We start from the raw sequence: 25,549 nt of genomic DNA on the forward strand, positions 1-25,549 counted from the left end.
GAACAGCTAGCAAATTCATAGCACATCAAGGCAGGGAGAAAACAAGAATGTCCGTTCTACTCATCGCAGGCAGCCCGTCGGAGCGCTCGCGCACCGCGGCCCTGCTGGAAGCAGCGGGCCAACGGTTGGAAGCGCGTGGCGTGCAGGTGGACCGGTTGCGCGTGCGGGACCTGTCCCCGCAAGCCCTGCTGCTCGCCGATTTCGGCCACCCATCCATCAGCCAGGCCACTGGCCAGGTCGCCCGGGCGGACGTGATCGTCGTGGCCACCCCGGTCTACAAGGCTGCGTACAGCGGCGTGCTCAAGGTGTTTCTGGACCTGCTGCCGCAAGACGGTTTTAAAAACAAAGTGGTGTTGCCCCTGGCCACCGGCGGCAGCCCGCACCACATGCTGGCGCTGGACTACTCGCTGCGCCCGGTGCTGCAGTCACTCGGTGCCAAACACATCCTGCCCGGCATCTATGCCACCGACGCCCAGGTCACGTTGTCCGAAGGCGGCAGCTACCAGGTCACCGCGGACATTGGCGCGCGCCTGGACGATGCCGTGCACACCCTGATCACCGAGACGCTGCAAACCGGCCTGGGGATTGCCACCCGGTTTGCGCCGGTCGCGTTTTCACAAGTGCGATGTAGCGTGTAAAGCACCCCACCCCGGGCGGCTTGGTCCGCCTTCTTTTTGTTTTTCTTTTTTGAACCCGCGCATGCGGCAAGGGAGAAGCCTTGCCTGCGCCCCCGACACCGGAGACATCCATGACACGAACGCCCCTTCTCACCCGCCGCCAGATTCTGGCTTCCGCCGCTGCGGCCACCGCCCTGGGTGCCAGCACCGGCGCCTTCGCCCAAAGCGGCCAGCGCGTGCTGCGCGTGGGCCACCAAAAAGGCTGGTTCAACCTGCTCAAGGCCCGCGGCACGCTGGAGCAAAAGCTCGCGCCTTTGGGTGTGAAGGTGAGCTGGGTCGAATTCAACGCTGGCCCCGTACAACTGGAAGCGCTGAACGTAGGCGCCATCGACTTTGGTGACGTGGGCGAAGCCCCGCCCATTTTTGCCCAGGCCGGCGGTACGCCCCTGGTGTACGTGGGCGCCACCCACCCCCGCCAGAACCTGGAAGCGGTGCTGGTGCATGACAACTCGCCCATCAAGACCGTGGCCGACCTCAAGGGCAAGCGCGTGGCGTTCAACAAGGGCTCCAACGTGCAGTTTTTCCTGGCCAAGTTGCTGGAGAAGAACGGCCTGAAATACACCGACGTGCAAGCCACCTTCCTGTCGCCGCCCGATGCCCGCGCCGCGTTCGAGAAGGCCGCCATCGACGCCTGGGTGATCTGGGATCCGTTCCTCGCCGCTGCACAGAAACAACTCAATGCCCGCATCCTGGCCGACGCCTCGGGCGTGGTGAAAAACCGCGGCTACTACTTCACCTCACGCGACTACGCGACCAACAACACCGACGTGCTGAAGATCGCGCTACAGGAAGTGGACACCATCGAAAAGTGGGTGTCCAAGAACAAGGGCGATGCTGCTGTGGAACTCTCCAAGGTGCTGGGCTTGGACAAAACCATCACCGAGCTGTACCTGAGCCGCACACCTTACGGCATCGTGCCCGTGACCAGCGACATCCTGTCTGAGCAGCAAGAGATTGCCGACAAGTTCTTTGAACTCAAGATCATCCCGCGCACGCTGAACCTGCGCCACGCTGCGCCCGTGAACCTGGGCTAAGCCCGCCCGCAGGAGACCCGCCATGGCCCACATCACACCGCCCGTCAGCCGCCGCAGCCTGCTGCAGTTGCTGGCCACCACCGCCGGCATCTGGGGCCTGAGCGGTCCTGTCAGCAGCACCTGGGCACAAGCAAATCCCAGCGGCAGCGCGCCCGAGTTGCTGCGCATCGGCTACCAAAAGTCTGCCGTCAACCTCGTGATCTTGAAGCAGCAGGGCGTGCTGGAAAAACGCTTCCCCGGCACCAAAGTGCAGTGGATCGAGTTTCCCGCCGGCCCGCAGCTGCTCGAAGCGCTGTCGGTAGGCAGCCTGGAGTTCGGCCTGACCGGTGACTCGCCCCCGGTGTTTGCGCAAGCCGCCGACAAGGACCTGGTCTACGCCGGTGCCGAGCCGCCCAAACCCGACAGCTCCGCCATCCTGGTGCTCAAGGACTCTCCGCTCCAAAAGCTGGAAGACCTCAAGGGCAAGAAGATTGCGCTGCAAAAAGGCTCCAGCGCGCACTACCTGCTGGTGCGTGCGGTGGAGAAAGCCGGCCTGCAGTGGAGCGACATCCAACCCATCTACCTGGCCCCGGCCGATGCGCGCGCCGCGTTCGAGCGCAAGAGCGTGGACGCCTGGGCCATCTGGGACCCGTTCTACTCCGCCACCGAACTGGCATTGCAAGCCCGCTCACTGGCCACTGGCCGCACGCTGTCGAGCAACAACTCGTTCTACCTGGCCTCCAAGCCCTTTGCCACGCAGTACCCGCACACCATTGCGGCGCTGTTTGAAGAGCTGACCCGCGCCGACCGCTTCGCCCAGGAGCACCGGCCCGAAACCATCAAGCTCATCTCGGCCTTCAGCGGACTGGATGCCGGCGTGGTGAGCCTGTTTTTGCAACGCCGCCCCAAGTCCCCCGTGGGCCCCATCAGCGCCAGCATCGCCGCCGACCAGCAGCGTGTGGCCGATGCCTTCCACAAGCTGGGCCTGATCCCCAAGCCCGTGCGCGTGGCCGACATCGTGTGGACACCGCCTGGCGGCACCCGCCTGGCCCAAGCCGGCAAGCCCTGAACTGTGTAGGAGTTTTTTGTGAATATTTTCTGGTTTATCCCCACCCACGGCGACAGCCGTTATCTCGGCACCTCCGAAGGTGCGCGCCAAGTCAACCTCGACTACCTGAAGCAGGTGGCGCAGGCCGCTGACAGCCTGGGTTACGAGGGCGTGCTGATTCCTACCGGCCGCTCGTGCGAAGACCCCTGGGTCGTGGCCTCCAGCCTGCTGTCCGTCACCACACGCCTGAAGTTTCTGGTGGCGGTGCGCCCTGGCCTGCACCAGCCCGCGTTGGCTGCGCGCATGGCCGCCACGTTTGACCGCCTCTCGGGTGGGCGCCTGCTGGTGAACCTGGTGACCGGTGGTGACCAGATCGAACTCGAAGGCGACGGCGTGTTCCTGGACCACGCATCGCGCTACGAGCAAAGCGCCGAGTTCATCCGCATCTGGCGCGAAATTTTGGCGCGCAGCCACGACGGCGAGTCCTACGACTTCGAGGGCAAACACCTCAGCGTCAAAGGCGCCAAGCTGCTCTACCCGCCCATCCAGAAGCCACATCCCGCCGTGTACTTCGGTGGCTCCTCCGCCGCGGCACACGACCTGGCCGCCGAGCAGGTAGAGACCTACCTGACCTGGGGCGAGCCACCCGCTGAAGTGGCCAAGAAAGTGGCAGACGTGCGCGAGCGCGCCGCCAAACGGGGCCGCACCGTGAAGTTCGGCATCCGCCTGCATGTGATCGTGCGCGAAACCGAAGAGAAAGCGTGGGCCGCCGCCGAAGACCTGATCAGCCACCTGGACGACGAGACCGTGGTGCGTGCCCAGGCCGCCTTCCAGCGCATGGACTCCGAGGGCCAACGCCGCATGGCCGCGCTGCACGCCGGTGGCAGCAAGCGCACCCGTGCCGACCTGGAAATCAGCCCCAACCTGTGGGCTGGTGTGGGTCTGGTGCGCGGCGGTGCCGGCACGGCGCTGGTGGGCTCTGCCGAGAACGTAGCCGCGCGCATCCAGGAATACGCGGCGCTGGGTCTGGACACCTTTGTGTTGTCCGGTTACCCGCACCTCGAAGAAGCCTACCGCTTTGCCGAGCTGGTGTTCCCCAAGCTGCCGCTGGCGGTGCAGGAAAAGCTGGCGGGCCCGCGCATCACCGGTCCGTTTGGCGAGGTGGTTGCCAACAACTACGCGCCGCGCGCCTCGCAGAGCTGATCTCGGGAGCCCTCCATGAGCCACCCCACGCCTGAATTGCAAGTCACCCCGCTGCCCGGGGCCATCGAGCCCAGCGGCGCGCGCAGCGTGCCGCTGTTTCCCGCCCTGCCGCTGCCGGCCGAAGCCCTCCAGCGCTTTCTGCGCGGCGTGGGCCAGCGCCTGCTGCCCTGGCTGGTGCCCGTGGGGCTGATCGCCCTGTGGCAGGCGTCGGTCGCGCTGGGCTGGTTGTCGGTGCGCGTGTTGCCCGCGCCCGTGGACGTGGCCAAGGCCGCCTGGACGCTGGCCGTGTCGGGTGATCTGTGGATCCATGTGAAGGTCAGCGCCGGGCGCGCGCTCAGCGGCCTGGCCATTGGCGGCGGGCTGGGTCTGCTGTTGGGTCTGCTGACGGGTTCGGTGCGCTTTTTCGAGACGCTGCTGGACTCCACCATCCAGATGGTGCGCAACATCCCTGCGCTGGCACTCATCCCCTTGGTCATCCTGTGGTTTGGCATTGACGAAGCAGCCAAGCTGTTCCTGATCGCGGTGGCCGTGTTCTTCCCGATCTACCTCAACACCTTCCACGGCATCCGCAATGTGGACCCCGGCCTGATCGAGATGGCGCGCACCTACGGCCTGAACAGTTGGCAGCTGTATGTGCAGGTGATCCTGCCTGGCGCGCTGTCCAGCATTCTGGTGGGCCTGCGCTTTTCGCTGGGGCTGATGTGGGTGATCCTGATCGTGGCCGAGACCATCTCGGCACAAGAAGGCATTGGCTACCTGACCATGAACGCGCGCGAATTTCTGCAGACCGACATCGTGCTCGTGGGCATCCTGCTGTACGCGCTCTTGGGCAAGCTGGCCGACTGGTTTGCCCGCGGCCTGGAGCACTACTGGCTGCGCTGGCATCCCGGCTACCAAAGCTGATTGCTATTTATTTAATAGCTGCTCGCGCATATTTCACAAGGGCTGGAGCCTCATTTGACTACTAACCACACCCCCAACCTCGCCGGCGGCGTCGGCCTGGCCGTACGCGGCGTGAGCAAGCGCTACGGCGCACGCACGGTGCTGAAGCAGGCGCAGCTGAACATTGCACCAGGCGAGTTTGTTGCCATCGTGGGCCGCAGTGGCTGCGGCAAGAGCACACTCTTGCGCCTGGTGGCCGGCCTGGAAAGCGCCAGCGAAGGCCAGCTGCTGATTGGCAACGAGGCACAAAACGGCCTGCGTGACGACACCCGCATCATGTTCCAGGACGCACGCCTGCTGCCCTGGAAGCGCGTGGTGGACAACGTGGCGCTGGGCCTGCCCAAGAGCGAACGCCATCGTGCGGAAAAGGTGCTGAACCAGGTGGGTCTGGGCGACCGCCTGAACGACTGGCCTGCGCGCCTGTCCGGCGGCCAGCGCCAGCGCGTGGCCCTGGCCCGCGCGCTGGTGCACAACCCCCGCCTGCTGCTGCTGGACGAACCCCTGGGCGCGCTGGATGCGCTGACCCGCATCGAAATGCATGCCCTCATCGAGGGCCTGTGGCAAGCCAATGGTTTCACCGCGCTGCTGGTCACCCACGACGTGCAAGAGGCCGTGGCCCTGGCTGACCGCGTGGTGCTGATCGAAGACGGCCACATTGCGCTGGACGAGCGTATCCCGCTCGCGCGCCCGCGCAGCCGTGGCGACGCCGCGTTTGCAGCGCTCGAAAAACGCATCTTGGACCGCGTGCTGCAACAGCCCGCGACCGAGGAACCCGCCATCGACGCAACCTGGGCCGGTGTCGCCGCCCACGGCGTGCGCTGGGCTATATGACCCCCACGCTTGCCACTTCGTGTGCTGCGCTGCCCCCCACAGGGGGCCGTGCCTTGCTTGGGGCGGCCCGGCGCGGCGGCCTCTCATTCATTTTTTTCCAACGGACTTTCAAGGAGTAACCCATGTCCATTCAAGCCATCAACGTACGCAACCAATTCAAAGGCAAAGTGCGCGAAATCCTCCGCGGTGACGTGGTCTCCGAAATCGACGTTGAGACCCCCTGGGGCATCGTCACTTCGGTCATCACCACCCGCTCGGTCGACGACCTGCAACTCAAGGTCGGCTCCGATGTGGTGGCACTGGTGAAGTCCACCGAAGTGTCCATCGCCAAGCTCTGAACCTGGGGCGTGTCTGAGTGATTGAACTTCAAGGCATTGTGCAAACCTACGCCGGGCCGCAAGGCCCGGTGGAGGCGCTGCGCGGCATCAACCTGTCGGTGCCACGCGGGCAGATTTTTGGCGTGATTGGCCGCAGCGGTGCGGGCAAAAGCTCGCTGGTGCGCACCATCAACCTGCTGAACCGGCCCGTGGCCGGCACAGTGCGGGTAGACGGGCGCGAACTCACCACGCTCGACCCCACGGCGCTGCGCGCCGCACGCCGCGACATTGGCATGGTGTTTCAGCACTTCAACCTGCTGTCCTCCCGCACGGTGTTTGACAACGTGGCACTGCCACTGGAAACTGAAGGCCTGCGCCGCGCCGAGATCGTCGCGCGCGTGGAACCGCTGCTGGAGCTGGTGGGTCTGGCCGCACTGCGCGACCGCTACCCCGCACAGATCAGCGGTGGACAAAAACAACGCGTGGGCATTGCCCGCGCCCTGGCCAGCCGCCCCAAGGTGCTGCTGTCCGACGAGGCCACCTCGGCGCTAGACCCCGAGACCACGCGCGCCATCCTTGCGCTGTTGCGCGAGGTGCAGCGCGAGCTGGGCCTGACCGTGGTGCTGATCACGCACCAGATGCAGGTGATCAAACAAATCGCCAACCAGGTGGCCGTGATCGACGCGGGCCGCATTGTGGAACAGGGCGACACGCTGGACGTGTTCAGCCGCCCGCAGCACGCGACCACGCGCAGCCTGCTGGACGACGTGGTGCCGCAGCAGCTGCCCGCCGTGGTACTGGACCGGGTGCGCGCCCTGCTGGGTGGCGTGCCCGCCAGCCAGGCAAGTTTGTTGCGCTTGGTGTTTGCCGGCGAAGACTCCGACAAGCCCCTGCTGTCCGAGGTGGTGCGCCGCTTTGGCGTGGACCTGAACCTGCTGCACGGGCAGATTGACGAGGTGGGCGGCCGCCCGTTTGGCACGCTGGCCGTGCTGGCGCGCGGTGCGCAAGAGCAGTTGGCCTCCACCGTGGCGCACCTGCGCAATGCCGGTGTGCTGGTGCAGGAGGTTTCCCATGTTTGACACGTTCACCGGCCCCTTGCTGGAGATGTTTGTCCAGTCGTTTTGGGAGACGCTGGCCATGGTCGGTGTCTCGGGCACGCTGGGTGCGGCCATAGGCATTCCGCTGGGCGTGTACCTGCGGCTGACCGACACGGGCGGCATTCTGCACAACCCGGCGGCCAACCGCATCGTGGGCACGCTCATCAACGCGGTGCGCTCCACACCTTTCATCATCTTGCTGGTGGCGGTGATTCCGTTCACGCGCTTCATCACGGGTTCGTCCATCGGCACGGCTGCGGCCGTGGTGCCACTCACACTGGCCGCGGGCCCGTTTGTGGCGCGCCTGGTGGAGACCGCGCTGCGCGAGGTGGACAGCGGGCTCATCGAAGCCGCGCAAGCCCTGGGGGCCAGCACCTCGCAAATCGTGTTCAAGGTGCTGCTCCCCGAGGCCCTGCCCGGCATCGTGGCAGGCCTGACCATCACCTTCGTCAGCCTGACCGGCTATTCGGCCATGGCCGGCGCCATTGGTGGCGGTGGCCTGGGCGACCTGGGTATCCGCTATGGCTACCAGCGCTTTCTGCCCGAGGTCATGGCCGCCGTGGTGCTGGTACTCATCGTGCTGGTGCAGTCGGTGCAAAGCCTGGGCGACCGGCTGGTGCGTGGCATGAGCCACCGCTGATCCAACCACTTATTTTTTCTCACACACAAGGAGTTTTCCATGCACAAGCGCTTCGCATTGCAATCCATCGCAGCCGTGGTGCTGTCCGCCGCACTGGTGCCTGCCATGGCCCAGGACAAGCCGCTCAAAGTCGGCGTCACCGCTGGCCCGCACGCCCAGATTTTTGAGCAGGTCAAAAAGATCGCCGAGAAAGACGGCCTGAAGATCCAAATCGTGGAGTTCAGCGACTACATCCAGCCCAACGCCGCCCTGGCCGCCGGTGACCTGGACATCAACAGCTACCAGAACAAACCCTTCCTGGACCAACAGATCAAGGACCGTGGCTACAAGCTGGTGAATGTGGGCTACACCGTCAACTTCCCCATCGGCCTGTACTCCAAGAAGGTCAAGTCGCTGGGAGAACTCAAAGAAGGCGCCAAGTTCGGCATCCCCAACGACCCCACCAACGGTGGCCGCGTGCTGCTGGTGCTGCAAGACAAAGGCCTGATCAAGCTCAAGCCCGATGTGGGCCTCAAGGCCACCGTGCTCGACGTGGTGGAGAACCCCAAGAAGCTGAAGTTCGTGGAGCTGGATGCGGCCCAACTGGCCCGCTCGCTGGACGACCTGGATGCCGCGTCCATCAACACCAACTTTGCGCTGCAGGCTGGCCTGCAACCCGGCAAAGACGCCATTGCCCAAGAGAACGCCAAGAGCCCTTATGTGAACCTGCTGGCCGTGCGTGAGCAGGACAAGGACAAGCCCTGGGTGGCCACACTGCTCAAGGCCTACCAGTCGGAAGAAGTGCGCAAGTTCGTGCTCTCCGAGTTCAAGGGCGCGGTCATCCCCTCGTTCTGATTCTGCCCCCCCGTGAGCACACCGCAGCTGCTGACCCTGCCCCAGGCGCACGCCTTGTCGGTGCGGGCCAAGGCACTGGTGTTTGAAGACCCGGTGTCGGTGGCACTGCTGGCGCGCGTGGAGCAAATCGCCCCCAGCGACGCCACAGTGCTCATCACCGGCGAGACCGGCACCGGCAAGGAATTGCTGGCGCGCCGCGTGCACCAGGGCAGTGGCCGGCGTGGTCCGTTTGTGGCGGTGAACTGCGGCGCGTTCAGCGAAAGCATGATCGACGCCGAGCTGTTCGGCCACGAGGCAGGCGCCTTCACGGGTGCCCACCAGGCACGTGCAGGCTGGTTTGAAGCGGCCAACCACGGCACGCTGTTTCTGGACGAGATAGGCGACCTGCCGCAGCACCTGCAGGTCAAGCTGCTGCGCGTACTGCAGGAGCGCCAGGTGGTGCGCCTGGGATCACGCACGCCGATTGCACTGGACGTGCGCCTCGTGGTGGCCACCAATGTGGACCTGCGCGCCGCCGTGGCTGCACAGCGCTTTCGTGCTGACCTGTACTACCGCCTGAGTGTGGCCACGCTGCCCTTGCGCCCACTGCACGCGCGGCCCGGCGACATCCTGCCGCTGGCCCGGCATTTTCTGGCGCAGTACGCGCAGCGCCTTGGGCGCAGCGGTGCCGAGCTCAGCCCTCAGGCGCAAACCGCACTGCTGGCGCATGACTGGCCCGGCAATATCCGCGAACTGGAAAACGTCATCCACTACGCGCTGATCACCGCACCCACCGACACGGTGCGCGCCAGTGATTTGCAGGGACTGCATCGCCGCAACGATGGCGCAGCCCCGGCCTCAGCACACCAGCCCAGCACCAGCGCGCTGGACGTGGCGCTGGCGGACTACCTGGCGCAGGGCAGCCCTTCAACCCTGCACGATGTGGAAGGCGCGCTGCTGCGCAGTGCCTGGAACAGCAGCGGACACAACCAGGTGCACACGGCCCGGCTGCTGGGCATTACCCGCAATGCGGTGCGCACGCTGCTCAAGCGGCATGGTTTCCTGGAAAACGAGACTCAAATCACCCTGGCTTAAGGACTCTGGGCTAGGCTGCGCAAATAAACCCAGGGGTAGATGCCACGGTCGTGGCCATCACTGAAATGCAGCTGCACCCCGTACTGGCCGACGGGCGTGGCGTCCGTCAGCGTGACGCCTGCGCTGCTGAGCGCCAGCGCCTCGGCGATGCCCTCACGGCGGCAATGGGTGCAGTGGCAGTGCTGGCGCAGATAGGCCGCAGGCAGCGTGTGCTGGCCTTCCGCCCATTGCAGCTCCAGCTCCTGTGGCGACAGGTGCACCGCGCTGGGAAACAAGCTCATGCGGCCTGGCCTTGGCGTGCCAGCCCCAAGCGGGCGAGCTTCCGCACTTCGGGGTCCGGGTCGGCCAGGGCCGCATCCAGCAGGGCACGTGCGGTGTCACCACCAATGTCGCCCAGCGCTATCACAGCCTCTTTGCGCAGGTTGCTCACCTCATGGGCCATCAAGGTGCCCAGGGCTGGCACGGCCTCTGGCTGGCGCAACAGCCCCAAGGCACGCGCTGCACGCAGGCGCACCTGCCAGTAGCTGTCGTCCAGCGCCGCGATCAGTTCAGGCACCGCGTTCACACGCAGCTTGCCCAGTGTGGTGGCGGCCTCTTCGCGCACGGCCCAGGCGCTGTCTCGCAGCGTGGTCAGCAGGGCGGGCTGGATCTGCGCCACGGCGGCACCGCTGGCAAAACCCAACGCGCCCACTGCGGCGCGGCGCACCTCGGCGTCCGCGTCGGTCTGTGCCAGTGCGGCCAGTACCACCAAGGCATCGGCGTGCTTGAGCCAGCCCAACACGCCCACGGCCTCGCGCCGCACCAGGGCCTGGCCATGCTTCAGCGACGCCAGCGCAGCGGGTGCGGCCTGCGGCAAGCGCAGCTCACGCAGGCCGCGCAAGGCCGCGGCGCGCGCAAAGGTGTCCGCATGTTCGGCCCAGGGCAGCAGCGCCGCACCGGCTTGGGGCTCTTTGAGCTCGCTGAGTGACTGGGCGGCGGCCAGGCGCACGGGCTCAGTGTCATCCAGTAGCGCCTCGGCAAGCGCCAGCACCGCGGCCTCCACGTCCCAGCCGGCCAGGCGTTGCGCGGCTTCCAGTCGCACGGTGGCATCCACATCCTGCAGCGCATGGATCAGCGCAGGCAACCAGGCTTCTTCCTCATGGTCGGCCAGCTCCATCACGGCCACGCGGCGTATGCCCGCATCGTCGCTCTGCAGGCGCTGCACCAGGGCGGCGGGAATGTCGATATCCAGAAAAGAGGTCATGGTTCAGCGCAGCAGGTAAGGAATATCGACAGTGACGGCGCCCGTGGGGCAGTCTTTTTCGCAGGGCATGCAGTACCAGCATTCGTCAAACTTCATGTAGGCCGTGCCCTTGCTGAGGTCGATGGCCAGCACGTCGAGCGGGCACACGTCCACGCACACGGTGCAGCCCTTGTCGGCAATGCATTTTTCGGCGTCCACACTCACCGGAACGCTGTGGGGGATAAAGGCCAAGGGGGCGTAACTCATGGGAATCTCTTTCAGGCAGCCAGGGCTTCTGGCGCTGGGGTGGCAATGCGCAGGTGCTGGTAGGCGGCTTTCTCTGCGTCGTGGATGGGGATGATGTAGGGCTCGATGGCGCGCTTGAAGCTGCGCATATTGCCGTTGGCGTCCTTTTGCAGCTGGGCGTGCACAAACCAGTCGGCGTCGTTGCGCTCGGGGTAGTCCACACGCGCGTGGTATAGGCCCCAGCGGCTCTCGGTGCGGTACAGCGAGGCACGCGCAGCCATCTCGGCACAGTCGCGGATGAAGTGCACCTCCATCGCACGCATGAGCTCGTGCGGGTTGCTGGCCTTGAGCTGGTCCAGGTCGTGGCGTATGCCTTCGAAGCGCTCCAGGCCAATCTCCATCTTGCGGGGCACCTTGGGTGGCTGCAGGTAGTCGTTGACCATGCGGCGCAGCTTGTACTCCACCTGGTTGGGTGGCAGCCCTTTTTCACGCAGCAGCGGGGCCCACACGCGGGCACGCTCTGCCTCCACCTGTGCGGCATCCACCGCCGGCAGTTCGCGGCCTTCGCAGTAGTGCGCGGCACTCTCGCCGCTCAGGCGGCCATAGACAAAGGCGCCCAGCATGTAGTTGTGCGGCACGCAGGCCAGGTCGCCGGCGGCATGCAGGCCGGGCACCGTGGTCTGCGCGTGTTCGTTGACCCAGACGCCCGAGGCCGAGTGGCCACTGCACAGGCCGATTTCGGAGATGTGCATCTCCACCATCTTCTCGCGGTAATTGGTGCCGCGGCCTTCGTGGAAGCGGCCGCGGCTGGGCCGCTCGTTGCTGTGCAGAATGGTCTCGATGCTGGTTATGGTTTCCTCGGCCAGGTGGTCCAGCTTGAGGAACACCGGACCCTTTCCACCTTCCAGCTCCTGGTAGAACTCCCACATCATCTGGCCGCTCCAGTAGTCACACTCGATGAAGCGTTCGCCCTGGCTGTTGGCGGTGTAGCCGCCAAACGGGCCGGTCACATAGGCACAGGCCGGGCCGTTGTAGTCCTTGATCAGCGGGTTGATCTGGAAGCACTCGATGCCCGACAGCTCTGCCCCCGCGTGGTAGGCCAGGCTGTAGCCGTCGCCCGCATTGGTCGGGTTTTCATACGTGCCAAACAGGTAACCCGAAGCCGGCAGGCCCAGGCGGCCCGCAGCACCCGTGCTCAGCACCACGGACTTGGCGCGGATCACATGGAAGTCGCCCGTGCGGCAGTCAAACGCCATAGCGCCGGCAATGCTGCCGTCGTCGGCCGTCAGCAGGCGCGTGACCACCAGGCGATTCTCAATCTCCACACGCGTGCGCTTGAGCTGCTTGTAGAGCACCTTCTTGATGTCGTGCCCCTCGGGCATGGGCAGCACATAACTGCCCATGTGGTGCACCTTCTTGACGGCGTAGTCGCCAGTCTCGTCGCGCTCGAACTTCACACCCCAGCGGTCCAGCTCCTCGATCATGCCGAAGCTGTTGGCCGCATAGGCCATCACCGCCTTCTGGTTGACGATGCCGTCGTTGGCGATGGTGATTTCGCGCACGTACTGTTCGGGCGTGGCGTGGCCGGGGATGACGGCGTTGTTCAGGCCGTCCATGCCCATGGAGATGGCGCCGCTGCGTTTGACGTTGGCTTTCTCCAGCAGCAGCACTTTCAGTTTGGGGTTGGCCTGCTTGGCCTTGACGGCGGCCATGGGGCCGGCGGTGCCGCCGCCGATGACGAGCACGTCTACGGATTGTTCGATGGTTTGCATGGTTAAGTGTTCTCAGGTTGGTGTGCCGCATGGCGCGCAATGCGCAGGCGGTACTGAAAGTTGTCACTGCGGCAGTACAGCTGCTCGTAGTCCAGCGGGCGGCCGTCGTCGGTGTGGGTCAGGCGGTCCATGCGCAGCAGCGGGCTGCCGGTTGCCACATCGAGCAACGCCGCTGTCGTCGCATCGGCCGCCACGGCGTCGATGGAAAGATCGGCATGGCCCAGGCGCAGGCCGTAGTCGTTTTCCAGAATCAGAAAGATGTCGCGCGTGGCCAGGTCTTCCTGGGCCAAGCGGGTGCCAATGGCCAGCGGCACCCAGGTCAGGTCCAGCGACACGGGCTGGCGGTCCAGATAGCGCACGCGGCGAATCTCGGTCACTGCCGTCCCCTCTGGCAGCTTCAGGCGCACAGCCACTTGTGGCGTAGCGGCTACGGTCTGCAGCGACACCAGGCGGTTGAAGGGTTCGTGGCCCTGCGCGCCCATCGCCTCGGCAAAACCCTGCAAACGGCCCAGCGGCTGGAAGGGTTTGGGTTGCGTCACAAATGAGCCCTTGCCCGGCACCTTGAAAATCAGCTGGTCTTTTTCCAGTGCACCCAGCGCATGGCGCACAGTGATGCGGCTCACACCGTACTGGCGCATCAGCGCACTCTCGGTCGGCATCTGCGCCTGCGGGGCATAGTGGCCCGCCACAATGCGCTCGCGCAGCTCGTGCTGGATGCGCTGGTGCAGGGTGGCCGCGCGGCCTGCGGGAGCGTTGGAGAGCGAGGTTTGCATGGCACTGCGAACTGGTTATGACAGGTTGCTTATTGCAATGCCTGTGCCATGCTGCTGGCAATGGGATAAAACTCTTTAAATCGTTGATTTCATTGAGTTTTTGAGTAACCCCCAACTTCGAAGCACGTTTGGTAGAAGCTGATAAATCAACAAATCAATGTTGATTTATCAGCAGCTTCTGTACCAAATTCAGCACCCCAGCCGCATCAGGAGGGGAGCAGTTGGTAGCTGTGGTCCTGCGCCGCTGTGGGTTGCCGTCCACGTCCCCAGCCCACGTCTTTGCGGTAACTGCCCAGCAAGGGTGAGTGCGCCAGGGCCGCGCCATCCACGGCGATGGACACGTCGGCCTGGGGTGCGACAAACAGCGCATCCTCCGGGCAGTACAACTCACACATAAAGCAGGTCTGGCAATCGTTCTGGCGGGCGATGCGCGGTGGGCCCCCAGGCACCAGGTCAAACACATTGGTGGGGCAGGCGGTCACGCAGATATTGCAGGCCGTGCAGCGCTCGGCACTGATCCACTCGATCATGCGACCTGCTCCTGGCGCACCACCACCTCGTCCAAGCCCGCGCTCACCAAGCGGTGGCGTTGCGTGGGGTCGGCCTGTGGCTGGTCTTCACGGCGGTGCATGCCACGGGTCTCGGTGCGAGCCAGGGCGCTGCGGTACATCCAGCGCGCATTGACCAACAGGGCTGCCGCTTCGCGCGTGCGCACGGCCTGTGGTTTGTCCGCCGGGGCGGCAGTGCGCAGTTGCTGCCACAGGGTGTCCAGGCGCGTCAGCGAATCCTGCAGCCCATCGCCATGGCGGAACCAGTTGCGGGCATACGGGAACACCTCGGCCTGCACGGCCTGGATCAGCGCATCTGCATCGGTGCGCACGCCCTTGGCCGACCGCAGGCCCACGCCACCGGCTTGCAGCAGCAGGTGGTGGTCGGCCACGCGGTGTTGGCGCGCAAAACTGGCAGCCCCCGCACCGGCCCAGAAGCCGGACGACAGCGCCCATGCGGCGTTGTGGCTGCCGCCACCCGTGAAGGCACCGCAGATCAGTTCCCGCGTGGCCGCATCGCCCGCCGCATACAAACCCGGAGCCGAGCTGGCGCAGTCCGCACCCGTAAGCCGCAGCCCACCGGTGCCGCGCACGGTGCCCTCCAGACGCAAAGTGACCGGAAAGCGATCGGTGAACGGGTTGATACCGGTGCGGTCAAACGGCAGAAAGAAGTTGGGTTGCGACGCGCGCATCCAGGCCTGCACCTGCGCATCGGCCTGGTCCAGGCGTGCGTAGACGGCTTGGGTTTGCAGGGTCTTGGCAATCAGGCTGCGGCCCTTGGCAGAGCCCGCACCTTCAATGACAGAGCCGTCCTGGTAATAGAAGGTGGCCCAGTTGTAGAACAGCGACTTGGTGACCGAACCAAACGCCGCACCCAGGCCATAGGCGTTGGAAAACTCCATGCCGGAGAACTCGGCGCCCACTTCGGCCGCCATGAGGTGACCGTCACCCGTGAGTACGTTGCAACCCAGAGCGCGGCTCAAAAAGGCGCAGCCCCCGGTGGCCATGACCACCGCGCCGGCGCGCACCACCCAGGTGTCCAGCGTCTGCCGCGCGATGCCGGTGGCCCCGGCGACCACCCCCTCGGCATCGACCAAGAGTTCCAGCGCCGGGCTGTGGTCCAGAATGCGCACGCCACTGGCCTTGGCCTGCTTGCGCATCAGCCGCATGTACTCGGGTCCTTGCAGGGAGTTACGACGCTGCACGCCGTCGATGTCCACCGGGAAGGGGTAGCCCCAGTCGGCCAGCTGCTGCACGTTCGCGTAGGTCTGCTCCAGCACGCGGTCCATCCAGGCCTGCTCGGCGAGTTGGCCGCCCCATTCGTAGCGTTTGGCCTTGGCTTCGCCACGCAATGCCGCGTCTGGCTCCACATACCAAACGCCGGTGCCCGACGGTGCCGTGGCCCCTGAGGTGCCGCAGAAGCCCTTGTCCGCCAACACCACGCGCGCACCCTGCGCGGCCGCGCTGATGGCGGCCCAGGTGCCCGCGGGGCCGCCACCGATGACCAGCACATCGGCATCGAGCTGCAGCGAGGCGTTGGCAGAGGCCAGTGCCTGGAAATCGGGCGCACCCATTACGCGGCCTTCTGCTTGCGCACGGTGAACTGGTTCACTGGCCGCTCCAGCCCCAGGTTCTCGCGCAGCGTGGTGCCTTCATATTCCGTGCGGAACAGGCCACGGCGTTGCAACTCGGGGATCACCAGGTCCACAAAGTCGTCCAGCGATTCGGGCAGCACGGGTGGCATCACGTTGAAGCCATCGGCCGCGCCGTTTTCAAACCAAGTCTGGATCTCATCGGCAATCTTTTCGGGTGTCCCCACCACCACCCAGTGGCCACGGGCACCGGCCAGGTACTCGTAGAGCTGGCGCACGGTGAGTTTGTCGCGGCGCGCCAGCTCCAGCACCACATGGGCGCGGCTGTTGCGGCCGATCGGCGGCTGCGGGATATACGGCGGTGGTGCGTCCAGGTCCCACTTCGTCAGGTCTTCACCGGGCCAGAAGGGCGCAATGGTGCTCAGGCCCACCGAGGGATGGATGAGCTTTTGCAGTTCCGCCCATTTGGCGTCGGCCTCTTCCTGCGTGCGGCCCACCACGGGCGAAATGCCGGGCAGCACCAGCAGCTGCTCAGGGCGGCGACCGTACTTCGCCAGGCGGCCTTTGACGTCGGCGTAAAACGCCTGCGCCTCGGCCAGGCTGGTCCAGGCGGTGAAGATGGCTTCCGCCGTGGCGGCCGCCAGTTCCTTGCCAGGCTCGGACGAGCCGGCCTGCACGATGACCGGGTAACCCTGGGGCGAACGCTCCAGGTTCAGCGGGCCTTTCACCTTCAGATGTTTGCCCACGTGGTTCAGCGTGTGCAGCTTGGCGGGGTCAAAGTACACGCCGCTGGCCGGGTCGCGGCTGAAGGCATCGTCCTCAAAGCTGTCCCACAGGCCCTTCACCACATCAACGAACTCGTGGGCTTTTTCATAGCGGGTTTCGGGGTCGGGGTGCTTGTCCAAGCCGAAGTTGCCGTACAAAGTCTCGGCCCCCGTGGTCACCACATTCCAGGCCGCACGGCCCTTGCTGATGTGGTCCAGCGACGCAAACTTGCGCGCCAACAAATACGGGTCTTCGTAGGTGGTGGAGGCCGTGGCCACAAAGCCCACATGCTTGGTGACCGCGGCCAGCGCGGCCCACAGCGTGACGGGCTCGAAGTGCGAGACGCGGCCCTGGCGGCTGAAGGCTTCGTCGCTGCCCTCAAACCACAGGCCCGGGCTGTCGGCCACAAACACTTGGTCGAACAGTCCGCGCTCGGCGGTCTTGGCCACTTCGATGTAGTGGTCGATGTTAGTACCCGAATCGATTTGCGAGCCGGGGTGGCGCCACGCGGCAATGTGGTGGCCCGTGGCCATGATGAAGGCGCCCAGGCGCAGTTTGCGGTCAGACATGTGTTCTCTCCAATTTTTTATAAATGCTTAGGTGCGCACTGCGGCAGGTTTCCACGCGGTGAGGCGACGCTCCAGGGTCTGCAGCACAAAGTTCAGCGCGACCCCGATGAAGGTGATGGCGATGATTCCGAAGTACATATCGCCAATCAAAAAGCTGTACTGGGCGTAGATGATGAGAAAGCCCAGGCCTGCCTTGGCACCCACCATCTCGGCGGCCAACAACACCAGAATGGCGGTAGCACTGGCCAGGCGGATACCCACAAAGATGGTGGGCACCGACGAGGGCAGGATGACCTTGAGGAACAGCTGGCGCGGCGTCGCACCCATGGTGCGGGCCGACTTGACCAGCAGGGGGTCCACCTGGCGCACGGCCACGATGGTGTTAAGCAACAGCGGCCAGGAGCAGGCATAGACCACGATGGCCACCTTGGACACCTCGCCAATGCCCAACAGCAACAGGAACACGGGCAGCAAGGCCAGCGGTGCGGTGTTGCGCAGCAGTTCGATCAGCGGGTTCAGCGCGTGGCCCAGGCGCTCGTACCAGCCAATCGCCAGCCCCAAGGGGATGGCATAGAGCAGCGCCAGAAACAGGCCGCCCAGCGCGCGGGCCAGGCTGTAGGACGTGTGCTCCCACAGCTGGCCTTTGAGCGCGAGCACCCAGCCCGCCTGTAGCACCTCACTCAGGGGTGGCAAAAAGGTGGGGTCTGTAAAACCCAGCCGCGGCGCTATTTCCCACAGCACGGCCAGCGCGACGATGAGGCCTGAGCGCCATGCGACTTCGTTGAGCACGCGAAGCCAGCGCCGCCAGATGGGGGCCGCGGTCAGGCTCAGCGCGGGTACACCGGGGTTCAATGCAATGTCAGACATGGGAGGTCTCCTTGTTCTCTACCTGCGCGGCGATGCGCGCACGGCGTTCTTTGCGGGCGGAGGCCACTTCGTCGTGCAAGAGGCTCCAGATTTGGTGGCGCAGTTCGCCAAACAGGGGCAGTGAGCGCACATCCGCGGCGCCGGTGCGCAGGGACTCGGGGATGTCCACGATCTCCTTGATACGGCCCGGACGTGTGGTCATCACCGCCACGCGCTGGCCCAGCACCACGGCCTCGTCGATACCGTGGGTGATGAACACAATGGTCTTGCCGGTGCGGTGCCAGATCTCCACCAGCTCTTCCTGCAAGGTCTCGCGGGTTTGCGCGTCCAGCGCCGCAAAGGGCTCGTCCATCAGCAGTACCTGGGGCTCATACGCCAGGCTGCGCGCGATGGCTACGCGTTGCTTCATGCCGCCCGACATTTCGTGCGGGTAGTGGTTGCGGAAATCCGTGAGGCCCACCAGCTCCAGGTACTGCGCGGCCTTTTCGCGGCGCTCCTTCTTGCCCAGGCCCGCAATCTCCAGCCCAAAGGCCACGTTGTCCAGCGCGCTGAGCCAGGGGAACAGCGCGTACTGCTGGAACACCACGCCACGGTCCCGTGCCGGGCCGGTGATGGGCTTGCCATCAATCAGAACCCGCCCGCTGCTGGGCAAGGTCAACCCGGCCAGCAGGTCCAGCAAGGTGGACTTGCCGCAACCGCTGGGGCCCACCAGCACGAGGAATTCACCGGCGCGGATGTCCAGCGTCACATCCTGCAAAGCCGTGAAGCGCTTGTCCGGACCGCCGTCTTCGGCGCGGACCGTGAACTCCTTGCTGACGTGTTCAAAGCGGATCTTGGGCGTGCTCATTTGGCAGCCACCTTGGCGCCCGTGGCGTAGGGGTTCAATGCGTTGGTGTAGAGATCAGACGGTTTGACCTGACCGGCCTTGATCACGTCATCCTTCACCAGCCAGTCGATCCAGACTTGCAGGTCTTTCTCCAGAATCACGCCACCCACGGAAGGCACGCCATTGCTCTTCCAGTACTGGATGGTGTCGGCGCTCTCGGAACGGCCGCGGGCCTTGATGATTTTTTCGTACTGCGCGCGCACCTCGGCAGCCGGTGTCTTGCGCGTCCATTCAATGGAACGGGCCAACGCACTCACCAAGTGCTTGGAAGCCTTGGGGTTTTGCTCCAGAAATTTGTTGTGCAGCACGATGCTGCCGGCCGTGAAACTGCCGTACAGATCCTGATCGGTGAACAAGGGGCGAATGCCACCGCGCTCCAGCGCCTTGTCACGCAGCACGCCGCCCAGTGCCGTCACGTCCACATGGTTCTGACGCAGCGCCTGTTCGCCGGTCACGGGCGGCGTCACCACCAGCGTGACTTGCTTGGCTTCGGCGTCCGTCAACTTGTTGCGCTCCAAGTACTCGCGCACCATGAATTCGTGGTGGGCACCCAGGGTGTTGACGGCCACTTTCTTGCCGATCAGGTCACGGGCGGTTTTGATCGGGCTGTCAGATTTGACGAAGTAGCCGGTGTAGTTGTTGTCGTCCACGCCGTAGTAGCCCAGCACTGCCTTGATGGGTGCTTTCTTGGCCAGCAGTTTGACCACGGCACCGTTGAAGGCACCGCCAAAGTCCACATCGCCGGTGACCACGGACTGGATGTCTTGCGGGCCACTGATGGTGTTGCCCACCCACTTGGCCTTGAGCGGGGCCAGGTAGCCCAGGCTCTCCGCCAGTTCAATCCAGACGACCTGGCCCGCCCAGCCCTGGTAGCGGATGTCGGTGACCTCCAGGGCCTCTTGGGACTGGGACAAGGCCTGGCCCGAGAGCCCCAAGGCGACGGCCACGGCGGTGATGAGTTTGAAAACGGGTCGCATGCAATTACCTCAGAAGTTGATCTTGGAACGCAGCGTAGGTCGACACGGCCCCAGCACCAACGAAGGAAATCGCACATGGTTATGCGCATCTACGCGGCACAGATTCACATGCGGATTTCGAGCTTCGCTTTGCAGGCTGCGCTTCCTACGATGGGTGCGCCTTTCATCCCAAACCCTGTCACACCAAAGGAACCCTGCATGTCTGCTGTACTCAACCACCCCCTCACCGCCGTCGCACCCGCACTGGACATCCAGCCTCTGGGTGGGCGCATTGGCGCACGCGTGCAAGGCCTGCGCCTGTCGGGCCAGCTGGCGCCAGAAACCTTTGCCGCCATCCACCAGGCGCTGCTCAAGCACAAGGTGTTGTTCTTCCGCGGCCAGCAGCATCTGGACGATGCCGAACACCAGGCCTTTGCCGGCCGCTGGGGCAGTGTGGTACCCCACCCCACCGTGCCTTCGCGCAATGGCACCGACATCCTGGAGCTGGACTCCAACCACGGTGGGCGCGCCAACTCCTGGCACACCGACGTGACCTTTGATGCCGACTACCCCAAGGTGTCGGTGCTGCGCTCGCTGACCATTCCCGACCACGGCGGCGACACCGTGTGGGCCAACACCGCGGCGGCCTACAACGAGCTGTCGGATGAGTTCAAGGCGCTGGCCGAGCGCCTGTGGGCCGTGCACAGCAACGACTACGACTACGCCGCCACGCGTGTGGAACCGGACGACGCCGGTGCCCAGCACTACCGCGCGGTGTTCCGTTCGCGCCTGATCGAAGCCCAGCACCCGCTGGTGCGCGTACACCCCGAAACCGGCGAGCGCACGCTGGTGGCCGGCCACTTTCTCAAGCGCTTTGTGGGCTACAACACGCATGACTCGCAGCACCTGTTCGAAATCATCCAGCACCACATCACGCGCCTGGAAAACACCGTGCGCTGGCACTGGGCCGAGGGCGATGTGGCCATCTGGGACAACCGCGCCACACAGCACTACGCCATCAACGACTACGGTGACCAGCACCGCGTGGTGCGCCGCGTCACGATCCGCGGCGAGGTGCCGGTGTCGGTGCAAGGCCAACGCAGCTTTGCGGTCGGCCAGGCTGCCAACTCTGCGGCCCAGGCCGCCTGATGCGCGGGTTCTTCCAACGCAACGCCTTTCTGCTGCGCTTCGCGCTGTTGTCCTCCTTCATGGGCATCAGCGTGGGGCTGGCCAAGTTCACCACCACCCTGTACGCCCTGCACCTGGGCGCGCAGGGCGGCTGGCTGGCGGCCATTGCCGGAGCGCAGTCGGTGGGCATTTTGTTCATGAGCATTCCGGTGGGCTTCTGGGTGGAACGCCTGGGGCCCACGCGGCTGTTCATTGGCGGCAGCCTAGTGATTGGGGCTTTGTATGCCGCCATCCCGCTGTTGCCCCAGACCCTGTTTTTGGTGGCGCTGACCGCGCTCATCAGCTTTGTCATGCCGCTGCGCTTTGTCTCGCTGAACACCGTGTTCATGGCGGCGCTGGAGCGCATTGGCCACGCGCGGGCCGGCTGGCAGCGCGGCGCGCACATGGCGGGCATGTTTCTGCTGGGGCCCATGCTCGCCGCCGGTGTGGTGGCGCTGCTGGGCTATGCGGGCAGCTACTGGTTGATTGCCGCCATGTTCCTGCTCACGGCCACGCTGTCATCGTCGGTATTGAGCCAGCACACCCACACACCGCCGCGCGCGGGTGCGGTGCGGCTGTCCATGCGCCAGTCGGTGCAGGCCCTGTGGCGCGAGCCTGAGATCCGTGCGCTGGCCATGCAGGAGTGCGCCATCCAGGCCATCCACATGTACTACGCCTTCTATATGGTGGTGATCGCCGTGCAGGAGCTGGGCCTGCCTGCGCTAGGCGCCGGCTCGCTGGTGGCGGTGCAGGGCAGCGCCTTTGTCGCCACGCTGATTTTTCTGGGCCCCTTGCTGACCTGGCTGGGGCCACTGCGTACCGTGTTGGCCTCGGTGGCTGCGGTCACGGTGGCGGCACTGCTGCTGGCCTGGGCCACCACCACGGCCTGGCTGTGGGTGGGTGGTGTGGTGCTGGGCGCCGGACTGGGGCTACTGCAAATGCACACGCTCACCCAGTTTGCCCACGTCGGCGCACGCCTGGGGCGGGGACGCGTGTCGGGACTGAGCGCACTGGCCGGCCCCTGCGGCGGCTTTGTCGGCGGGCTGCTGGGCGGCACGCTGGGCACGGTGGTAGGGCTGCAGACCGTGTTCCTGTTGTTTGTGCCCGTTTTCTGGTGGCTGGGCTGGCGCGCCTTGCGCGAGCGCACCCGTCCAACGATGTTTTTGATCTAAAGAATCAACTTTTTATTCGTTTGAGTTTTGAGGAGCCGCCTTTAGAGTGCAAGGCACCAGCGGCTTTTTTCGCAGGTTTCGCGGTCTGGAACCGCCTGTTTATAAGAAAAATAGGCCTCTAGCCCTCGTGGAATATGCGCGACCAGCTGCCAAAACCATAGCAAGTCACACCACCACCCGCCATCAGGAGAGGCCCCCATGTCAGACCACTGGAAATTCGAGACCCAATCCGTCCACGCCGGTTACAGCCCGGACCCCACCACCAAGGCCGTGGCCGTGCCCATCTACCAAACGGCGGCCTACGCTTTTGACAGCGCCCAGCACGGCGCCGATTTGTTCGACCTGAAGGTGCCGGGCAATATCTACACCCGCATCATGAACCCCACGCAGGACGTGCTGGAAAAGCGCGTCGCGGCACTGGAGGGCGGCCTGGCCGCACTTGCCCTGGCATCGGGCCAGGCCGCGGTGACCTACGCGATCCAGACCATTGCCGAGGCCGGCGACAACATCATCAGCAGCACCGCGCTCTACGGCGGCACCTACAACCTGTTTGCCCATACGCTGCCGCAGTACGGCATCACCACGCGTTTTGCCGACCACAAGAACCCCGACAGCTTTGCGCCGCTGATTGACGAGCGCACCAAGGCCATCTTTGTCGAGTCGCTGGGCAACCCCCAAGGCAATGTGACCGACATTCGCCGCATTGCCGACATTGCGCATGCGCACGGCATCCCGCTCATCGTGGACAACACCGTGGCCACGCCCTACCTGCTGCGCCCCATCGAACACGGCGCCGACATCGTGGTGCATTCGCTCACCAAGTACCTGGGCGGCCACGGCACCACCATTGGCGGCGCGATTGTGGACAGCGGCAAGTTCCCGTGGGCCGATCACAAGGCGCGCTTCAAGCGCCTGAACGAACCCGACCCCAGCTACCACGGTGTGGTCTACACCGAAGCCCTGGGCCCTGCCGCCTACATTGGCCGTGCCCGCGTTGTGCCGCTGCGCAATACCGGCGCCGCCATCTCGCCGTTCAACGCTTTCCTGATTTTGCAAGGCATTGAAACACTGGCGCTGCGCCTGGAGCGCATTACCGACAACGCACTCAAGGTCGCGCAGCACCTGCAAAAGCACGCCAAGGTGGCGTGGGTCAACTTTGCCGCACTGCCCGGCCACCCTGACCATGAGCTGGCCCAGAAGTACCTGGGCGGCAAGGCCTCCGGTCTCTTGACCTTCGGCGTGAAAGCCCCCGAGGGCCAGGGCCGTGAAGCCGGTGCGCGCTTTCTGGATGCGCTACAGCTCTTCACCCGCCTGGTGAACATTGGCGACGCCAAGTCGCTCGCCACGCACCCGGCTTCCACCACTCACCGCCAACTGTCGCCGGAAGAACTGGCCAAGGCCGGTGTGCCGGTCGACGCCGTGCGCCTGTCGGTCGGCATTGAGCACATTGACGACCTGCTGGCCGATCTGGACCAGGCCCAGGCTGCCGTTTAAGTATCACGAGGAAATCCCCATGTCCCAAGCTTTGAACGACGCCGCGCTGGACCAGCTGTTCCGCGAGGCACGCACGGTGCACGCCTTCAAGCCCGAGCCCATCTCCGACGACACCCTGCACAAACTGTACGACCTGCTGAAGTGGGGCCCCACGGCCTTCAACGCCCAGCCTGCGCGCTTTGTGTTTGTGCGTTCGGCCGAGGCCAAGGAAAAGCTCAAGCCCGCCCTCTCGGGCGGCAACGTGGCCCAAACCCTGGCCTCTGCGGTCACCGTCATCGTGGCCTACGACAGCCAGTTCCAGGAGCATCTGCCCACGCAGTTTCCGGTCTACGACGCCAAGCCCCTGTTTGACAACAATGCCGGACTGACCCAGGCCACCGCGGAGCGCAACAGCGCCCTGCAAGGTGCCTATCTGATCATTGCGGCGCGCGCATTGGGCATCGACAGCGGCGCGCAATCGGGTTTTGACGTGACCAAGGTCAACCAGGCCTTCTTCCCCGACGGCCGTTATCGCGCCAATTTCCTGGTCAACCTGGGCTATGCCGACCACTCGGGCACCTTTGCCCGTGGCCCGCGCCTGACTTTTGAGCAAGCCACGCAGGTGGTCTGAACGCGCATGAATTTCCAACAACTGAGATCGGTGCGCGAGGCCGTGCGCTGCGGCTACAACCTCACGGAAGTGGCCAACATGCTGCACACCTCGCAGCCCGGGGTGAGCCGCCAGATCCGTGAGCTGGAAGAAGAGCTGGGCGTGGACATCTTTGGCCGCGCTGGCAAGCGCCTGACGGGCCTGACGCCACCGGGCAAGGACCTGCTGCCCATCGTGGAGCGCCTGCTGCTGGACGCCGAAAACCTCAAGCGCGCCGGGCAAGACTACAGCGCGCAGATGGAGGGGCAACTGTCCGTGGCAGCCACCCACTCGCAGGCGCGCTATGCGTTGCCGCATGTGGTGAAAGACTTTCGCGACAAGTTCCCCAAGGTCACGCTGCACCTGCACCAGGGTTCGCCCAAGCAGGTGGCCGCCATGCTGATTTCCGGCGAGGCCGACATTGGTGTGGCCACCGAGGCGCTGGCTGACTACAGCCAGTTGGTCACCCTGCCCTGCTACCGATGGACCCACAGCGTGGTGGTACCCCCGGGCCACCCTTTGCTGGAGCAGGAAGGTCCGGTCACGCTGCAGCAGCTGGCGCAGTACCCCATCATCACCTACCAGGCCGGCTACACCGGGCGCTCCCACATTGACGACGCCTTTGCCGCGGCCCACCTGCAGCCCGATGTGGTGCTGACCGCCATGGACGCCGATGTCATCAAAACCTATGTGGAACTGGGCATGGGCGTGGGCATCGTGGCCTCGGTGGCGCTGGACGCCGACCGCGACCGCAACCTGCGCATCCTGGATGCGGGCCACCTGTTCCAGGTGAACGTGACACGGCTGGGGCTACGCCGCGGCGCCTGGTTGCGGGGCTATGCGTATAGCTTCATCGAGACCTTTGTGCCCACGCTGACCCGCGCTGCCGTGACCCAGGCACTGGCCCAGCTGGAACCCGAAACGGCATGACCCTGAAGCCCCGCCCGCGCGGCGGGGCCTTACGCGTTTTCGTCACTTGGTAGTGCCGTTTTATTCGTTCCCTTCTGGCGCCCCCCGCACCAGAATGACTGAACCAATAACAACATTCTTCCAGGAGGTGTGTGATGCAAGACCATGATTTCGCCAACCTGCAGCACGAGGGCCCGTTCAGCCCGCGCGAGCTGCTGCTGTCTCTGGGCAGTGCCCTGCTGTGGGTCGCCGTGGCGACGGTAGCCGTGCAACTGCTGCTGTTGCCTGTGCAGGTGGTGTGAGCGCA

Annotated in this window: 28 protein-coding genes; 17 read left to right on the forward strand and 11 right to left on the reverse strand. The window is 65.0% G+C overall.

Annotation, left to right across the window (positions count from 1 at the left end):
• The first annotated feature begins 47 nt into the window (after window positions 1–47).
• The 11 genes from ssuE (at window position 48) to AC097R_RS00980 (ending at window position 9,676) form a co-directional block, all read left to right on the forward strand.
• Window positions 48–638: an NADPH-dependent FMN reductase gene (gene ssuE, locus AC097R_RS00930; protein WP_479595720.1), complete on the forward strand. Its 591-nt coding sequence runs from the start codon at window positions 48–50 to the stop codon at window positions 636–638.
• 110 nt (window positions 639–748) lie between these two features.
• The gene (locus AC097R_RS00935) at window positions 749–1,711 is read left to right on the forward strand and encodes a sulfonate ABC transporter substrate-binding protein (RefSeq protein ID WP_479595721.1); all 963 of its coding nucleotides are present in this window, start codon (window positions 749–751) and stop codon (window positions 1,709–1,711) included.
• Between the two features lie 22 nt (window positions 1,712–1,733).
• Window positions 1,734–2,759: a sulfonate ABC transporter substrate-binding protein gene (locus AC097R_RS00940; RefSeq protein WP_479595722.1), complete on the forward strand. Its 1,026-nt coding sequence runs from the start codon at window positions 1,734–1,736 to the stop codon at window positions 2,757–2,759.
• 18 nt (window positions 2,760–2,777) lie between these two features.
• Complete coding sequence (gene ssuD, locus AC097R_RS00945; protein WP_479595723.1) at window positions 2,778–3,941, forward strand: FMNH2-dependent alkanesulfonate monooxygenase; 1,164 nt, start codon at window positions 2,778–2,780, stop codon at window positions 3,939–3,941.
• A gap of 15 nt (window positions 3,942–3,956) precedes the next feature.
• Window positions 3,957–4,844 carry an aliphatic sulfonate ABC transporter permease SsuC gene (gene ssuC, locus AC097R_RS00950; protein ID WP_479595724.1) on the forward strand — a complete coding sequence of 296 codons (888 nt, stop codon included), beginning with the start codon at window positions 3,957–3,959 and terminating at the stop codon, window positions 4,842–4,844.
• 54 nt (window positions 4,845–4,898) lie between these two features.
• Window positions 4,899–5,714 carry an ATP-binding cassette domain-containing protein gene (locus tag AC097R_RS00955; RefSeq protein WP_479595725.1) on the forward strand — a complete coding sequence of 272 codons (816 nt, stop codon included), beginning with the start codon at window positions 4,899–4,901 and terminating at the stop codon, window positions 5,712–5,714.
• Between the two features lie 122 nt (window positions 5,715–5,836).
• Window positions 5,837–6,052, forward strand: coding sequence for a TOBE domain-containing protein (locus tag AC097R_RS00960; RefSeq protein WP_479595726.1), 216 nt, complete (start codon window positions 5,837–5,839; stop codon window positions 6,050–6,052).
• 17 nt (window positions 6,053–6,069) lie between these two features.
• Window positions 6,070–7,110, forward strand: coding sequence for a methionine ABC transporter ATP-binding protein (locus AC097R_RS00965; RefSeq protein WP_479595727.1), 1,041 nt, complete (start codon window positions 6,070–6,072; stop codon window positions 7,108–7,110).
• Window positions 7,103–7,768 carry a methionine ABC transporter permease gene (locus AC097R_RS00970; protein WP_479595728.1) on the forward strand — a complete coding sequence of 222 codons (666 nt, stop codon included), beginning with the start codon at window positions 7,103–7,105 and terminating at the stop codon, window positions 7,766–7,768. Before AC097R_RS00965 ends, AC097R_RS00970 begins: the two co-directional genes overlap by 8 nt.
• Window positions 7,769–7,807: 39 nt before the next feature.
• Complete coding sequence (locus AC097R_RS00975) at window positions 7,808–8,602, forward strand: MetQ/NlpA family ABC transporter substrate-binding protein (protein ID WP_479595729.1); 795 nt, start codon at window positions 7,808–7,810, stop codon at window positions 8,600–8,602.
• 12 nt (window positions 8,603–8,614) lie between these two features.
• Window positions 8,615–9,676, forward strand: coding sequence for a sigma-54 interaction domain-containing protein (locus tag AC097R_RS00980; protein ID WP_479595730.1), 1,062 nt, complete (start codon window positions 8,615–8,617; stop codon window positions 9,674–9,676).
• On the opposite strand, the gene AC097R_RS00985 is transcribed toward AC097R_RS00980, so the two are convergent.
• From AC097R_RS00985 to AC097R_RS01035, 11 genes are all read right to left on the reverse strand, one after another.
• Window positions 9,673–9,957, reverse strand: coding sequence for a gamma-butyrobetaine hydroxylase-like domain-containing protein (locus tag AC097R_RS00985; RefSeq protein ID WP_479595731.1), 285 nt, complete (start codon window positions 9,955–9,957; stop codon window positions 9,673–9,675). The genes AC097R_RS00980 and AC097R_RS00985 overlap by 4 nt on opposite strands.
• Entirely contained in the window at window positions 9,954–10,919 is a 966-nt protein-coding gene (locus AC097R_RS00990; protein ID WP_479595732.1) for a HEAT repeat domain-containing protein, read from the reverse strand. Before AC097R_RS00990 ends, AC097R_RS00985 begins: the two co-directional genes overlap by 4 nt.
• A 3-nt stretch (window positions 10,920–10,922) precedes the next feature.
• Window positions 10,923–11,165, reverse strand: a complete 243-nt coding sequence (locus tag AC097R_RS00995; RefSeq protein WP_479595733.1) for a 4Fe-4S dicluster domain-containing protein — start codon at window positions 11,163–11,165, stop codon at window positions 10,923–10,925.
• Window positions 11,166–11,176: 11 nt separating this feature from the next.
• Window positions 11,177–12,916, reverse strand: a complete 1,740-nt coding sequence (locus tag AC097R_RS01000) for a fumarate reductase/succinate dehydrogenase flavoprotein subunit (protein ID WP_479595734.1) — start codon at window positions 12,914–12,916, stop codon at window positions 11,177–11,179.
• Window positions 12,917–12,918: 2 nt separating this feature from the next.
• Entirely contained in the window at window positions 12,919–13,689 is a 771-nt protein-coding gene (locus tag AC097R_RS01005) for a GntR family transcriptional regulator (protein WP_479595735.1), read from the reverse strand.
• Window positions 13,690–13,895: 206 nt separating this feature from the next.
• Window positions 13,896–14,219 (reverse strand): 4Fe-4S binding protein, encoded by a 324-nt coding sequence (locus tag AC097R_RS01010; RefSeq protein ID WP_479595736.1) that lies wholly within the window; start codon window positions 14,217–14,219, stop codon window positions 13,896–13,898.
• A complete protein-coding gene (locus AC097R_RS01015; protein ID WP_479595737.1) occupies window positions 14,216–15,811 on the reverse strand; it encodes an FAD-binding protein in 1,596 nt (531 codons plus the stop codon). Before AC097R_RS01015 ends, AC097R_RS01010 begins: the two co-directional genes overlap by 4 nt.
• The gene (locus AC097R_RS01020) at window positions 15,811–17,163 is read right to left on the reverse strand and encodes an LLM class flavin-dependent oxidoreductase (RefSeq protein ID WP_479595738.1); all 1,353 of its coding nucleotides are present in this window, start codon (window positions 17,161–17,163) and stop codon (window positions 15,811–15,813) included. Before AC097R_RS01020 ends, AC097R_RS01015 begins: the two co-directional genes overlap by 1 nt.
• A gap of 27 nt (window positions 17,164–17,190) precedes the next feature.
• A complete protein-coding gene (locus tag AC097R_RS01025) occupies window positions 17,191–18,030 on the reverse strand; it encodes an ABC transporter permease (protein ID WP_479595739.1) in 840 nt (279 codons plus the stop codon).
• The gene (locus AC097R_RS01030; protein WP_479595740.1) at window positions 18,023–18,877 is read right to left on the reverse strand and encodes an ABC transporter ATP-binding protein; all 855 of its coding nucleotides are present in this window, start codon (window positions 18,875–18,877) and stop codon (window positions 18,023–18,025) included. The genes AC097R_RS01025 and AC097R_RS01030 overlap by 8 nt, the downstream gene beginning before the upstream one ends.
• On the reverse strand, window positions 18,874–19,893 hold the full coding sequence (locus AC097R_RS01035; RefSeq protein ID WP_479595741.1) for an ABC transporter substrate-binding protein: 1,020 nt from the start codon (window positions 19,891–19,893) through the stop codon (window positions 18,874–18,876). Before AC097R_RS01035 ends, AC097R_RS01030 begins: the two co-directional genes overlap by 4 nt.
• A gap of 198 nt (window positions 19,894–20,091) precedes the next feature.
• Between AC097R_RS01035 and AC097R_RS01040 the strand changes: the two genes are divergently transcribed.
• From AC097R_RS01040 to AC097R_RS01065, 6 genes are all read left to right on the forward strand, one after another.
• Entirely contained in the window at window positions 20,092–21,021 is a 930-nt protein-coding gene (locus AC097R_RS01040) for a TauD/TfdA dioxygenase family protein (protein WP_479595742.1), read from the forward strand.
• Complete coding sequence (locus AC097R_RS01045; RefSeq protein WP_479595743.1) at window positions 21,021–22,211, forward strand: MFS transporter; 1,191 nt, start codon at window positions 21,021–21,023, stop codon at window positions 22,209–22,211. The genes AC097R_RS01040 and AC097R_RS01045 overlap by 1 nt, the downstream gene beginning before the upstream one ends.
• A 198-nt stretch (window positions 22,212–22,409) precedes the next feature.
• Window positions 22,410–23,705 (forward strand): O-acetylhomoserine aminocarboxypropyltransferase/cysteine synthase family protein, encoded by a 1,296-nt coding sequence (locus tag AC097R_RS01050; RefSeq protein ID WP_479595744.1) that lies wholly within the window; start codon window positions 22,410–22,412, stop codon window positions 23,703–23,705.
• A 19-nt stretch (window positions 23,706–23,724) separates the two neighbouring features.
• Window positions 23,725–24,315 (forward strand): malonic semialdehyde reductase, encoded by a 591-nt coding sequence (locus AC097R_RS01055; protein WP_479595745.1) that lies wholly within the window; start codon window positions 23,725–23,727, stop codon window positions 24,313–24,315.
• A gap of 6 nt (window positions 24,316–24,321) precedes the next feature.
• Window positions 24,322–25,263, forward strand: a complete 942-nt coding sequence (locus AC097R_RS01060) for a CysB family HTH-type transcriptional regulator (protein ID WP_479595746.1) — start codon at window positions 24,322–24,324, stop codon at window positions 25,261–25,263.
• 134 nt (window positions 25,264–25,397) lie between these two features.
• Complete coding sequence (locus tag AC097R_RS01065; protein ID WP_479595747.1) at window positions 25,398–25,544, forward strand: hypothetical protein; 147 nt, start codon at window positions 25,398–25,400, stop codon at window positions 25,542–25,544.
• The last annotated feature ends 5 nt before the right edge of the window (window positions 25,545–25,549 follow it).

This window comes from Rhodoferax sp. ZS1R25 (assembly GCF_056521335.1).

What these genes read in the sequence shown, in the direction of transcription:
- ssuE (WP_479595720.1), top strand. Translation starts at nt 48, where the DNA reads ATGTCCGTTCTACTCATCGCAGGCAGCCCGTCGGAGCGCTCGCGCACC.
- AC097R_RS00935 (WP_479595721.1), top strand. Translation starts at nt 749, where the DNA reads ATGACACGAACGCCCCTTCTCACCCGCCGCCAGATTCTGGCTTCCGCC.
- AC097R_RS00940 (WP_479595722.1), top strand. Translation starts at nt 1,734, where the DNA reads ATGGCCCACATCACACCGCCCGTCAGCCGCCGCAGCCTGCTGCAGTTG.
- ssuC (WP_479595724.1), top strand. Translation starts at nt 3,957, where the DNA reads ATGAGCCACCCCACGCCTGAATTGCAAGTCACCCCGCTGCCCGGGGCC.
- AC097R_RS00960 (WP_479595726.1), top strand. Translation starts at nt 5,837, where the DNA reads ATGTCCATTCAAGCCATCAACGTACGCAACCAATTCAAAGGCAAAGTG.
- AC097R_RS00970 (WP_479595728.1), top strand. Translation starts at nt 7,103, where the DNA reads ATGTTTGACACGTTCACCGGCCCCTTGCTGGAGATGTTTGTCCAGTCG.
- AC097R_RS00975 (WP_479595729.1), top strand. Translation starts at nt 7,808, where the DNA reads ATGCACAAGCGCTTCGCATTGCAATCCATCGCAGCCGTGGTGCTGTCC.
- AC097R_RS00985 (WP_479595731.1), bottom strand. Translation starts at nt 9,957, where the DNA reads ATGAGCTTGTTTCCCAGCGCGGTGCACCTGTCGCCACAGGAGCTGGAG.
- AC097R_RS00990 (WP_479595732.1), bottom strand. Translation starts at nt 10,919, where the DNA reads ATGACCTCTTTTCTGGATATCGACATTCCCGCCGCCCTGGTGCAGCGC.
- AC097R_RS00995 (WP_479595733.1), bottom strand. Translation starts at nt 11,165, where the DNA reads ATGAGTTACGCCCCCTTGGCCTTTATCCCCCACAGCGTTCCGGTGAGT.
- AC097R_RS01000 (WP_479595734.1), bottom strand. Translation starts at nt 12,916, where the DNA reads ATGCAAACCATCGAACAATCCGTAGACGTGCTCGTCATCGGCGGCGGC.
- AC097R_RS01005 (WP_479595735.1), bottom strand. Translation starts at nt 13,689, where the DNA reads ATGCAAACCTCGCTCTCCAACGCTCCCGCAGGCCGCGCGGCCACCCTG.
- AC097R_RS01010 (WP_479595736.1), bottom strand. Translation starts at nt 14,219, where the DNA reads ATGATCGAGTGGATCAGTGCCGAGCGCTGCACGGCCTGCAATATCTGC.
- AC097R_RS01015 (WP_479595737.1), bottom strand. Translation starts at nt 15,811, where the DNA reads ATGGGTGCGCCCGATTTCCAGGCACTGGCCTCTGCCAACGCCTCGCTG.
- AC097R_RS01020 (WP_479595738.1), bottom strand. Translation starts at nt 17,163, where the DNA reads ATGTCTGACCGCAAACTGCGCCTGGGCGCCTTCATCATGGCCACGGGC.
- AC097R_RS01025 (WP_479595739.1), bottom strand. Translation starts at nt 18,030, where the DNA reads ATGTCTGACATTGCATTGAACCCCGGTGTACCCGCGCTGAGCCTGACC.
- AC097R_RS01030 (WP_479595740.1), bottom strand. Translation starts at nt 18,877, where the DNA reads ATGAGCACGCCCAAGATCCGCTTTGAACACGTCAGCAAGGAGTTCACG.
- AC097R_RS01035 (WP_479595741.1), bottom strand. Translation starts at nt 19,893, where the DNA reads ATGCGACCCGTTTTCAAACTCATCACCGCCGTGGCCGTCGCCTTGGGG.
- AC097R_RS01040 (WP_479595742.1), top strand. Translation starts at nt 20,092, where the DNA reads ATGTCTGCTGTACTCAACCACCCCCTCACCGCCGTCGCACCCGCACTG.
- AC097R_RS01045 (WP_479595743.1), top strand. Translation starts at nt 21,021, where the DNA reads ATGCGCGGGTTCTTCCAACGCAACGCCTTTCTGCTGCGCTTCGCGCTG.
- AC097R_RS01050 (WP_479595744.1), top strand. Translation starts at nt 22,410, where the DNA reads ATGTCAGACCACTGGAAATTCGAGACCCAATCCGTCCACGCCGGTTAC.
- AC097R_RS01055 (WP_479595745.1), top strand. Translation starts at nt 23,725, where the DNA reads ATGTCCCAAGCTTTGAACGACGCCGCGCTGGACCAGCTGTTCCGCGAG.
- AC097R_RS01060 (WP_479595746.1), top strand. Translation starts at nt 24,322, where the DNA reads ATGAATTTCCAACAACTGAGATCGGTGCGCGAGGCCGTGCGCTGCGGC.
- AC097R_RS01065 (WP_479595747.1), top strand. Translation starts at nt 25,398, where the DNA reads ATGCAAGACCATGATTTCGCCAACCTGCAGCACGAGGGCCCGTTCAGC.